The organism is Salipiger bermudensis HTCC2601, assembly GCF_000153725.1.
GTDB classification, from domain to species: domain Bacteria; phylum Pseudomonadota; class Alphaproteobacteria; order Rhodobacterales; family Rhodobacteraceae; genus Salipiger; species Salipiger bermudensis.
Map to the genome: position 1 here is coordinate 3,060,752 of NZ_DS022276.1, position 10,279 is coordinate 3,071,030.

Consider the following 10,279-nt stretch of genomic DNA (forward strand, 5'->3'; position numbering starts at 1 on the left):
GCAAGATCGCATCCATCACGTTGAATGTCGTGATGTGTCAGCCGGAGGATTCCCCATGCGCACGGTCATCTTCGATCTCGACGGCACGCTGGCAGATACCAGCGGCGACCTGATCGCCGCCGCCAACTGGTGTTTTTCGGAAATGGGATCGGAGGCGCGCCTCGACCCGGTGGACGATGCGTCGACCGCCTTCCGCGGCGCGCGGGCGATGTTGAAACTGGGGCTTGAGCGGGCGGGCGCCTATGAGGCTGGGACGGTCGAGCGCTGGTATCCACAGCTGCTCGCCGCCTATGGCGAGGCGATCGACGTACACACGCAGCTCTACCCGGGCGCGGTCGAGGCGGTCGCGGCGCTGCGCAATGACGGCTGGCGCGTCGGCATTTGCACCAACAAGCCCGAGGGGCTGGCCGAGACCCTGCTGCAGCGGTTGGGTGTGCGGGATCTTTTTGGCGCACTGATCGGTGCTGATACGCTGCCGGTGCGCAAGCCCGACCCGCTGCCCTATACCGAGGTGGTGGCGCGGCTCGGCGGCGACGTGGGCCGGAGCTGTCTCATCGGCGACACCGACACCGATCGCAAGACCGCCGCCGCGGCCAAGGTGCCCTGTATCCTCGTGACCTTCGGACCGGATGGCGAGGCGGTGCGCGATCTCGGTCCCGAGGGCCTTATCGGCCATTTCGACGAGCTGCATGGCGAGGTGGCCCGGCTGGTCTCCTGAGCGCGCTCGGCACGTGGGAAATCTCCGGAGAAAATCTTTCATGCGAAAGATTTTCGGGATCGGGTCCGGAGGCGAAGATTTTTCGAACGAAAAATCTTGAACCGTGGGGTGATTGACGTGGCGGCCGGCGGGGCGCAGAAACGGCGCATGACAGAGCGCTTTACCGGAAGTTTCACCCAGCAGGAGCCGATCCCCGAGGACGGCATCGAAGCCGCGCTCGCGGTTCTGCGCCATGGCCGCCTGCATCGCTACAACACCGCTCCCGATGAGCTGTCGGAGACCGCGCTGCTCGAGCAGGAGGTCGCCGCCATGACGGGCGCGCGCTATGCGCTCGCGGTGGCCTCCGGCGGCTACGCGCTTGGCTGTGCCCTGCGCGCCGTGGGCGTGCAGCCGGGCGACACGGTGCTGACCAACGCCTTCACCCTCGCGCCGGTCCCCGGGGCCATCGCGTCGGTCGGCGCGACGCCGGTCTTTGTCGGCGTCACCGAGGATCTGGTGATCGATCTCGACGATCTGGCCACCAAGCTGGCTCAGGCCCGCGTGCTGATGCTCAGCCACATGCGCGGGCACCTGTGCGACATGGACCGGCTGATGGCGCTCTGCGATGCCGCCGGCGTCACGGTGATCGAGGATTGCGCTCATACCATGGGGGCGGCCTGGAACGGCGTGCCGTCCGGCCGGCACGGCGCGGTGGGCTGCTACTCGACCCAGACCTACAAGCACGTCAACTCGGGCGAGGGCGGTTTCCTCGTCACCGATGACGAAGAGATCGCCGCCCGCGCGGTGATCCTGTCGGGCTCCTACATGCTCTACGAGCGCCACCTTGCGGCCCCGGGCCCGGAGGTGTTCGAGCGCGTCAAATACCACACGCCCAACGTCTCTGGTCGCATGGACAACCTGCGCGCGGCCATTCTGCGCCCGCAGCTGCGTGATCTGGACACGCAGGTCGAACGCTGGAATGACCGTTACCGCGCGGTCGAAGACGGTCTCCGCGACGTGCCCGGCCTGACGGTGATCGACCGCCCCGCGCCCGAGCGCTATGTCGGCTCCTCGATCCAGCTTCTGCTGCTCGACTGGGCGGCGGAGGCGGTGCAGGAGGTGCTGCGCCGCTGCGCCGCCCGTGGGGTCGAGCTGAAGTGGTTCGGCGGGGCCGAGCCGGTGGCGTTCACCTCGCGCTACGACAGCTGGCGCTACGCCGAGAGCGTGCCGCTGCCGCGCACCGACCGGGTGCTGGCGGGTCTCTTGGACATGCGCCTTCCGCTGACCTTCAGCGTTGATGACTGCGCCCAGATCGCCCGTATCATCCGCGCCGAGGTTTCGGCAGTGCATCAGCGGGGCTGAGCCGCGGCATCACACCTTTGGAGGAGGGCGGCCCGCGCCGCCCCGTGCCAGACTGGACAGACGACACCGGGGGAGAGACAGATGACCGGCAGTGATCTTAGCGACAGCATTCCCGAAACCGCGCTTGGCTGGCACCGCGAGGGCAAGGGCGCCGTGCTTGCCACGGTGATCGAGACCTGGGGCTCGGCGCCGCGGCGCGTCGGCGCGCAGCTGGCGATCTCGGGGGCAGGCGAGATCGAGGGCTCGGTCTCGGGTGGTTGCGTCGAGGGCGCGGTGATCGTCGAGGCGCTTGAGGCGCTCGAGGAGGGGGCCGCGCGCGAGCTTGAATTCGGTGTCTCCGACGGCGACGCCTTCGCCGTGGGGCTGGCCTGCGGCGGCACCATCCGGGTGCTGGTCGAGCCGGTGGGCAGCGTGCTGCCCGAAGCGCTGCTGGCCGATCTCTGCGCCGCCCGCGCTGCGCGGGCGCCCGTGGCCTACGTGGTCGATCTCGACACCGGTGCGCGCCGCCTCGAGCGTGATGGCTTTGAGACCCGCTTCCGCATGGACCGCTCGGGCTTCGAGGAAGACAGCCGGACCTTCGTGGCCATCCACAACCCGCCGCTGCGGCTCATCGTGGTGGGCGCGGTGCATATCGCCCAGGCGCTGGTGCCGATGGCGCGCATTGCCGGCTACGACCCGGCGATCGTCGACCCGCGCGAGACCTTCGGCGCGCAGGCGCGTTTTCCCGGAGAGACGCTGCTCAACGACTGGCCCGACGAGGCGGTGGAACAGCTCGGCCTCGACAGCCGCACCGCGCTGGTGCTGCTGACCCACGATCCCAAGCTCGACGATCCGGCGCTGACGCTGGCGCTGCGCTCGGGCTGCTTCTACATCGGCGCACTCGGGTCCACCCGGACCCATGCCAAGCGCGTGGCGCGGATGCAGGAGGCGGGCTTCTCCGAGGCCGAGATCGCCCGCATCCACGGCCCAGTCGGGCTCGACATCGGCGCCGCCGGCCCGTCCGAGATCGCGGTCTCGATCCTGGCCGAGATGACAGGCGTGCTGAGGAAAGGCGCGTGAAGTTCGGCCCCGTCCCGGTGGCCGAGGCGGCGGGCCACATCCTGGCCCATTCCGAGGCGCTGCCCTCGGGCCGCCTGCGCAAGGGCACGGTGCTGAGCCCGGCCAATCTCGCCTCCCTCGAGGCGGCGGGCCTGCCCGAGGTGGTGGTGGCTCGGCTGGAACCCGGCGACGTGGCCGAGGACGACGCGGCGGCGCGGCTGGCGCACGCGATGCTGCCCGAGCCGGAGGCCTCGGGGCTGCGCATCGGCAAGGCAGCCACCGGCCGGGTCAATTTGCACGCCACGCATATTGGCCTGGTCGAGGTCGATGCCGCGCGCATCGACGCCATCAATGCGGTGCACCCGATGATCACCGTGGCCACCGTGCGCCCGTGGCAGAGTCTGCCCGAGCGCGGCATGGCGGCGACGATCAAGATCATCTCCTACGCTGTGCCCGGCGACGCACTGGAGGCGGCCTGCGCCGCAGCGCCTGGCGCGCTGATCCTTCGCCCGGTGACCCGCAGGAGTGCCCAGCTCATCGAGACGGTGATCGGGGATGGCGCGCCGCAGAAAGGCCGCCGCGCCGTCGCTGGCCGGCTGCAGCGCATGGGCGTCCCGATGCTGCCTGACGTCGCGGTTCCGCACGACATCGCGCCGCTCGCGACCGCCATTTCCCAAAGCGAGGCCGAGGTCATCCTGATCCTCACCGGCTCGGCCACCTCCGACCTCTACGACACCGCTCCCGAAGCGCTGCGTGCCGCCGGTGGCGAGGTCACCCATTTCGGAATGCCGGTCGATCCCGGCAACCTGCTGTTCTTCGGCAAGCTCGGGGAGCGTCCGGTCATCGGCCTGCCGGGCTGCGCCCGCTCGCCTGCGCTCAACGGTGCCGACTGGGTGCTTGAACGCATGCTCTGCGGCATCGAGGTCAGCCCTCGGGAAATCAGCGCCATGGGTGTCGGCGGTCTGCTCAAGGAGCCGCCCTCCCGGCCGCGCCCGCGCGAATCCTGACGCGCGGCGCCCGCATCTTCTTCTGGCCGAAAATATCCAGGGGGAGGCCGCGCCTCGCGCGGACGGGGGCAGCGCCCCCTGCCAGCCCCCGACCGGCAGCGAGATGCCGCACGGCCCAGCTCCGGGCAAAGAAAAACCCGCCGGAACGCGGCGGGTTGCTCTGTCGCTCTGTCGGGCGCCTTACTTGGCGACCGGTCCGATCATCATGATCATCTGGCGGCCTTCCATCTTCGGCATGTTCTCGACCTTGCCGAGTTCCTTGACGTCTTCGGCCACCCGCTCGAGCAGCTCGCGGCCAAGGTTCTGGTGCGCCATTTCGCGGCCGCGGAAGCGCAGGGTGATCTTCACCTTGTCGCCCTTCTCGAGGAACTTCAGCACATTGCGCATCTTGACGTCGTAGTCGTGGATGTCGGTCCCGGGACGGAACTTCACCTCTTTGACTTCGATGATCTTCTGCTTCTTGCGAGCTTCGGATTCGCGCTTCTGCTGTTCGTACTTGAACTTGCCGAAGTCCATGATCTTGCAGACCGGCGGATTGGCATTGGGCGAGATCTCGACGAGATCGAGCCCGGCCTGCTCGGCCAGCTCCATCGCGCGTCGGGGGGGCTGGACGCCCAGGTTCTCGCCTTCGGCGCCGATCAGACGGATTTCAGGGGCCCGGATGCGATCGTTGACGCGGGGGCCGGTGTCGCGCGTTGGGGGCGCGTTGTGAGGTCTGCGAGCTATGGTATCGGTCCTTTTACCGTGAATACTTTGGTGGCGCAAAATAGTCCTGCGCCAGCGTTGTTTCAAGCGCTTAATCCGGCCCGTTGCGGCAATCCCGCGACCGGCCGCGCCGCGATCCGGGCAGGGGCCGGGCCGAGTGGCGCAGCGGGCCTCGTTGTTGGCGGTAACGGATTGAGGGGCGAGCCCGACCGGCGCGCTCGGCGCCAGAGCCGATTCTCCGCATTGGCCGCGCAAGCCTCGGGGCAGTCCGCCTCTGGTTGCGACGCCATGGGCTGCGCTGCCGAAAATGTCGGGTCGACGGCGCGGAGGCGCAACGGCGCGATTGCGTGAATCGCGAGGCTGGGCTAATTCTGTAAGACCGTTTCGGATTCTTTCAGAACAGGTTTCTTGGCGATGCAAAGCGGCCGACTCTCTCAGATCTTGGTGTCGCTCGGGGCACTTTGGATGTGTGTCATCCTGGTGGGCTGGCTCACGGGCTCCGAAGAACTTTCGCGCATCGCTGCGCATCGCGCCAGCACGGTTCCCAGCACCGCGATCGGCATCGCCTTCCTGTTTGTCGCTATGATGGAGTTCGAGGACGGCAACCAGCGATCGGTGCTGGTCAGCCGCAGGCTGACTTCGGTTGCGCTGGCCATTGCCGCCGCCAATCTGCTGCTCTCGCTCGCCGGGCGGGTGGATATCGATCACTGGCTGTTCGACGCGGTCATCCGGCCCGAAGACCGCATGTCGCCGGGCACGGCGCTTGGCATCATCGTCGCCTGCGCCACGATCTGGCTGGCAGGCGCGCACCGGACACGCCGCCTCAGCGGGGCGGTCGCCATCGTCGGCCTCTCGGGGCTGAGTGCCATCATCCTTGGCAACTCCTTCGTGCCCGGGGCCGTTTTCGGAAAGGCGCTGCTGTCGGGCATGTCGATCTTCACCGCTCTGGCGCTGGCCTTGTTCTTCGTGGCCCATCTTCTGAAGCTCGACTCGCTTGAGCCCGCCGCGCCCGCCGTTTCCGATTGCGACTGAGCGTGCCCGCCTTGCCTTGAGGCCGGCGCACGGCCCCGAGGATGGCAGGCCCCGGCTCATCAGAAGATCACCCCATGACAAGATCAAAGCAAAAGACCCCCGCCGCGAGGCAGGGGTCCTGAAACTGTCTGTGTCGGCACGTCTGACCAGAGGTCAGTCGAGGAACGCCTTCTCGACCACGTAGTGCTTGGGATCGGAGTTCGCGCCTTCCTCGAGCCCGTATTCCTCGAACATCTCCTTGAGCTCGAGGTTGAAGGCGAGGTTGCCGCAGATCATCGCACGGTCGGTCTCGGGGTTGAGCGGCTCGACGCCGAGATCGGCAAAGGCCTCGCCCGAGCGCATCAGGTCGGTGATGCGGCCCATCTTCGGGCTCTCTTCGCGTGTGGTGGTCGGGTAATACTTGATCTTCTTCCAGAAGCCCTCGCCGATCACCTCGTTGAGCAGCTCGTCGGTCTTCAGGCTCTCGATCAGGTCGGCGCCATATTTCAGCTCACCGGCCTCGCGGCAGGTGTGGGTGATGATGACCTCGTCGTAATCCGCGTAGGTCTGCGGCTCGCGCAGCAGCGAGGCGAAGGGCGCAAAGCCGGTGCCGGTGGCGAAGAACCAGATGCGCTTGCCGGGCAGCAGCGCGTCATGCACCAGCGTGCCCACGGGCTTGGGCCGCAGGATGATCTCGTCGCCGGGCTGGATGTGCTGAAGCTTCGAGGTCAGCGGGCCGTCCTGCACCTTGATCGAGTAGAACTCGAGCTCCTCGTCCCAGGACGGCGAGGCGATCGAGTAGGCGCGCAGAAGCGGTTTCTGCTTGCCGGTCTCGGGGTGCGGATCGCCCATCAGGCCGATCATCACGAACTCGCCAGAGCGGAAGCGGAGGCTCGCCGGGCGCGACACCCGGAACGAGAACAGGCGGTCCGTCCAGTGCTTGACCTCGGTCACGGTCTGGGCGTCGGGCAGCACCATCTTCTTCGGCGCGTCGTCTGCGGCTTTGGTCGCGTTGGTGTCGGTCACGGGGCTCATCTCGGTCATGGTGTTCACATCAAGGTCCGTTGCGACTGCATAGCGCAAAAATCGTTTGTAGGCAAACGAACCTCGAGTCCCTTTCTAGAGCGTTGTCGTATGGATTGGAAGATGACTCAACCGCGCATGCGGCTCTGGTAGTCGTGCTGCTGCCAATTTGAGCGGAACAGCCACTCGGCCTCGGGCTGGCGCGCGGCAAGCTCGTCCGAGATCTCGACCTCGTCGAAGCCGGAGCGCCGCGCCATGGCGTACTGGTCCGAGATCACGTGGCCCTTGGCGCGCAGACGGCCCTTGTAGCCGCGCAGGCGCAGCAGGCGGGCCAGCGTGAAGCCGCGCCCGTCGGCAAAGCTCGGGAAGTCGACGCGGATCATCTGCGTATCCGCATCGAATTCGAGCGCCTCGGGATCGGTGTCGGAGGGCAGGTCGAGCGCGGTCTCGGTCTCGAAGCCGGCGCTCCAGTCATCGGGCGCGAAGCCCGCGTCGGTGACGATGATGCTCATGTGCTCGGTCCTTGTCTCACCATGCGGCCATTGGCGAAATGAATGCCGCATTCCACTTTCTCTTCGCCGCGCCAGCGCCCGGAGCGCGGGTCCTCGCCCTCGGCCACCGGCGAGGTGCAGGGGGCGCAGCCGATCGACGGGTAGCCCTGTGCCACCAGCGGATGCCGGGGCAGGCGATTCTCGTCCATGTAGGCGCGCACGTCCTCCGGCGCCCAATGCGCCAGCGGGTTGACCTTGATGCGCCCGGTGGCGTCCTCGAGCTCGAAGAACTCGAGCGTCTGACGCGTGGCCGACTGGAAGCGCTTGCGGCCGGTGATCCAGCCATCGAAGCCCGACAGCGCCTGCTCGAGCGGCACCGTCTTGCGCAGGGCGCAGCAGGCGTCGGTGCTGTGATTGCGCAGGTCGTCGTCAGGATCGCGCTGCGCCAGCAGGGCCTCGTCGGTGCGGATCACCCGCACGTCCTCGAGATGCAGCCGCTCGGCCACGTCCTGCTGGTAGACCAGCGTCTCGGCAAAGAGCAGCCGCGTGTCGATGAACAGCACCGGCGTCTTGCGGTCGATCATCGCCACGAGATGAAGCAGCGCGATCGACTCGGCCCCGAAGGACGACACCATCGCGATGTCGCCGGCCTCGGGGTCGCGCAGAGCGCCCTCGAGCACCGCGACGGCACCGTGATGGCGGTAGCGCGCGTTCAGCGCCGCGACCCGCTGGCGCAGATCCGCCAGCGCATCGGCACCAAGCGCGGGCGCGCCGGACGCCTGCGTGTCAGGGAGAGATTGAAAGCTCATGCGATCACGCAGCCCGGGACCGCTTGCCCGTGTCCTCGCCGTAGAGCGCCAGCTTGAAGGGCGCCATGCCGAGACGGCGATAGGTCTGCAGGAAGCTTTCCTCGGGTCCTTCTCGATGGTCCATGTAGGCCCCCACGATGCGTTCGATCGCGGGCACCACCTCTTCGGCCGGGAAGCCCGGCCCGGTGCGTTCGCCAAGGCTCGCGGTCTCGGTGGCATCGCCGCCGAGGGTGATCTGGTAGTTCTCGACGCCGGCACGATCAAGGCCGAGGATGCCGATATGACCCACGTGGTGATGGCCGCAGGCGTTGATGCAACCGGAGATCTTGATCTTCAGCTCGCCGATCTCGTTCTCGATCTTCAGCTCGTCGAAGCGGGTGGCGATCTCCTGAGCGATCGGGATCGAGCGGGCGGTGGCCAGCGCGCAGTAATCCATGCCGGGGCAGGCGATGATATCCGAGATCATGCCGATATTGGCGGTCGCCAGACCGTGCGCCTTCAGGATCTTGTGGATCTGGGGCAGGTCGGACTTGTGGACATGCGGCAGAACCACGTTCTGCTCGTGGGTGATGCGCAGCTCGTCATGACCGAAGCGGCGGGCGAGGTCGGCCATCACGCGCATCTGCTCGGCGGTGGCATCGCCCGGCGTCTCGCCATGGGCCTTGAGGCTGATCTGCGCGATGGCATAACCGCCGGCCTTGTGCGCGGTGAGGTTGCTGTCGGTCCAGGCGCGGAACACCGGATCGGCCTCGTAGGCGGCATCGAACGCCTCGGTCGGGGCGTTGCGGAAGGCGGGCGGGGCGAACTGAGCCGCGATCTCGTCGAAGAGCGCGAGATCGGCGCCGTTGAACGCCGCCTTGGTCTCGGCGAAGCGCGACGCGACACGCTCGCGGATCTCGTCGATGCCGTGCTCGTGCACGGTGATCTTGATGCGTGCCTTGTACTTGTTGTCGCGGCGGCCGAGCAGGTTCCAGACCGAGACCACGGCCTCGACATACGGCAGCAGGTCTTCCTGCGGCACGAAGGGGGCCAGCTCCTTGCCGATCATCGGGGTGCGGCCAAGCCCGCCTCCAACGAGGACGCGGTAGCCGATCTCGCCACCATGCTCGACGACCTGGATACCGATGTCATGCGCCTTGATCACGGCGCGGTCGTTCTCGGCGCCGGTGACGGCGATCTTGAACTTGCGCGGCAGGAACTGGAATTCCGGATGGTCAGTCGACCACTGGCGCAGCAGCTCGGCCACGGGGCGCGGATCGGCGACCTCGTCGGCGGCGGCGCCGGCGAAGTGGTCCGCGGTCACGTTGCGGATGGTGTTGCCGCTGGTCTGGATGGCGTGCATCCCGACCTCGGCCAGAGCGTCGAGCATGTCTGGCACATCACGCAGCTCGGGCCAGTTGTACTGGATGTTCTGCCGGGTGGTGAAGTGGCCGTAGCCCTTGTCCCACTTCTCGGCCAGCAGCGCGAGCTGGTCCATCTGCGCGCCGTTGAGCGTGCCGTAGGGGATCGCCACGCGCAGCATGTAGGCGTGCAGCTGGAGATAGAGGCCGTTCATAAGGCGCAGCGGCTTGAACTCGTCCTCGGTCAGTGCCCCGGAGATGCGGCGCTCCACCTGCTGACGGAACTGGCGGTTGCGCTCTGCAACGAAGGCTGTGTCGAACTCTGTGTAGCTGTACATCTGTCAGTCTCTCCCGCGGGGGGTACGCGTGGACCCCGCAAATGTCTTCGAGAAGGTGCGGCGCGGCCTCAGCCGGCGGCCTGCTTGCCGTGGTGGTAGTTGGACGGTCCGGTGGCGCGGAACTCCTCGCGGAAATGCTTGGGCTGGGGGCCGTCCTCGGTGGGGGCCATGTCGGCGAGGTAGACGCCGACCGCCTCGGAGGCGCGGGCCTGCGCGTCAAGCAGGCGGAGCTGCGCGATGGCCTCGTCGGTGATGATCTCGGCCTCGTCGAGGCGCCGCACCCAGCGGTCATCGGAGGCGAGGTAGATCACGTCGCCCTCGAGCAGGGCGTTGGCGGTGACGACTTTCGGGGTAAAGGCCTTGGGCATCAGGAAACCTCCTGTCTTGCAAATGCGATGGCGCGTGCGGCGCGCGGGGCGAGCCCCAGAAGAAGAACGGCGGGGCCGTCGAGATCGGCG

The 10,279-nt window shown here is 67.5% G+C and carries 11 protein-coding genes; 5 read left to right on the top strand and 6 right to left on the bottom strand.

Going from position 1 to position 10,279, the window contains the following annotated elements:
• Positions 1-55 precede the first annotated feature (55 nt).
• From R2601_RS14345 to R2601_RS14360, 4 genes are all read left to right on the top strand, one after another.
• A complete protein-coding gene (locus tag R2601_RS14345; protein WP_007799582.1) occupies positions 56-718 on the top strand; it encodes an HAD-IA family hydrolase in 663 nt (220 codons plus the stop codon).
• 147 nt (positions 719-865) lie between these two features.
• Entirely contained in the window at positions 866-2,059 is a 1,194-nt protein-coding gene (locus R2601_RS14350; RefSeq protein ID WP_040545391.1) for a DegT/DnrJ/EryC1/StrS family aminotransferase, read from the top strand.
• An 81-nt stretch (positions 2,060-2,140) separates the two neighbouring features.
• Positions 2,141-3,118, top strand: a complete 978-nt coding sequence (locus R2601_RS14355; protein WP_007799586.1) for an XdhC family protein — start codon at positions 2,141-2,143, stop codon at positions 3,116-3,118.
• Entirely contained in the window at positions 3,115-4,104 is a 990-nt protein-coding gene (locus R2601_RS14360) for a molybdopterin-binding protein (protein ID WP_007799589.1), read from the top strand. The genes R2601_RS14355 and R2601_RS14360 overlap by 4 nt, the downstream gene beginning before the upstream one ends.
• Positions 4,105-4,284: 180 nt before the next feature.
• Here the strand turns inward: R2601_RS14360 and infC are convergent, their stop codons facing one another.
• Positions 4,285-4,896 carry a translation initiation factor IF-3 gene (gene infC / locus R2601_RS14365; protein WP_311135713.1) on the bottom strand — a complete coding sequence of 204 codons (612 nt, stop codon included), beginning with the start codon at positions 4,894-4,896 and terminating at the stop codon, positions 4,285-4,287.
• Positions 4,897-5,274: 378 nt separating this feature from the next.
• Between infC and R2601_RS14370 the strand changes: the two genes are divergently transcribed.
• Positions 5,275-5,841, top strand: coding sequence for a hypothetical protein (locus tag R2601_RS14370; protein ID WP_144266911.1), 567 nt, complete (start codon positions 5,275-5,277; stop codon positions 5,839-5,841).
• A 153-nt stretch (positions 5,842-5,994) separates the two neighbouring features.
• On the opposite strand, the gene R2601_RS14375 is transcribed toward R2601_RS14370, so the two are convergent.
• From R2601_RS14375 to R2601_RS14395, 5 genes are all read right to left on the bottom strand, one after another.
• Positions 5,995-6,864, bottom strand: a complete 870-nt coding sequence (locus R2601_RS14375; RefSeq protein WP_040545394.1) for a ferredoxin--NADP reductase — start codon at positions 6,862-6,864, stop codon at positions 5,995-5,997.
• 107 nt (positions 6,865-6,971) lie between these two features.
• A complete protein-coding gene (locus R2601_RS14380; protein WP_007799597.1) occupies positions 6,972-7,355 on the bottom strand; it encodes a DUF934 domain-containing protein in 384 nt (127 codons plus the stop codon).
• A complete protein-coding gene (locus tag R2601_RS14385; RefSeq protein ID WP_007799598.1) occupies positions 7,352-8,143 on the bottom strand; it encodes a phosphoadenylyl-sulfate reductase in 792 nt (263 codons plus the stop codon). The genes R2601_RS14380 and R2601_RS14385 overlap by 4 nt, the downstream gene beginning before the upstream one ends.
• Positions 8,144-8,147: 4 nt before the next feature.
• On the bottom strand, positions 8,148-9,821 hold the full coding sequence (locus R2601_RS14390) for a nitrite/sulfite reductase (RefSeq protein ID WP_007799600.1): 1,674 nt from the start codon (positions 9,819-9,821) through the stop codon (positions 8,148-8,150).
• Positions 9,822-9,889: 68 nt separating this feature from the next.
• Positions 9,890-10,189, bottom strand: coding sequence for a DUF2849 domain-containing protein (locus R2601_RS14395; protein WP_007799602.1), 300 nt, complete (start codon positions 10,187-10,189; stop codon positions 9,890-9,892).
• Positions 10,190-10,279: the final 90 nt, after the last annotated feature.

What these genes read in the sequence shown, in the direction of transcription:
- R2601_RS14345 (WP_007799582.1), top strand. Translation starts at nt 56, where the DNA reads ATGCGCACGGTCATCTTCGATCTCGACGGCACGCTGGCAGATACCAGC.
- R2601_RS14350 (WP_040545391.1), top strand. Translation starts at nt 866, where the DNA reads ATGACAGAGCGCTTTACCGGAAGTTTCACCCAGCAGGAGCCGATCCCC.
- R2601_RS14355 (WP_007799586.1), top strand. Translation starts at nt 2,141, where the DNA reads ATGACCGGCAGTGATCTTAGCGACAGCATTCCCGAAACCGCGCTTGGC.
- R2601_RS14370 (WP_144266911.1), top strand. Translation starts at nt 5,275, where the DNA reads ATGTGTGTCATCCTGGTGGGCTGGCTCACGGGCTCCGAAGAACTTTCG.
- R2601_RS14375 (WP_040545394.1), bottom strand. Translation starts at nt 6,864, where the DNA reads ATGACCGAGATGAGCCCCGTGACCGACACCAACGCGACCAAAGCCGCA.
- R2601_RS14380 (WP_007799597.1), bottom strand. Translation starts at nt 7,355, where the DNA reads ATGAGCATCATCGTCACCGACGCGGGCTTCGCGCCCGATGACTGGAGC.
- R2601_RS14385 (WP_007799598.1), bottom strand. Translation starts at nt 8,143, where the DNA reads ATGAGCTTTCAATCTCTCCCTGACACGCAGGCGTCCGGCGCGCCCGCG.
- R2601_RS14390 (WP_007799600.1), bottom strand. Translation starts at nt 9,821, where the DNA reads ATGTACAGCTACACAGAGTTCGACACAGCCTTCGTTGCAGAGCGCAAC.
- R2601_RS14395 (WP_007799602.1), bottom strand. Translation starts at nt 10,189, where the DNA reads ATGCCCAAGGCCTTTACCCCGAAAGTCGTCACCGCCAACGCCCTGCTC.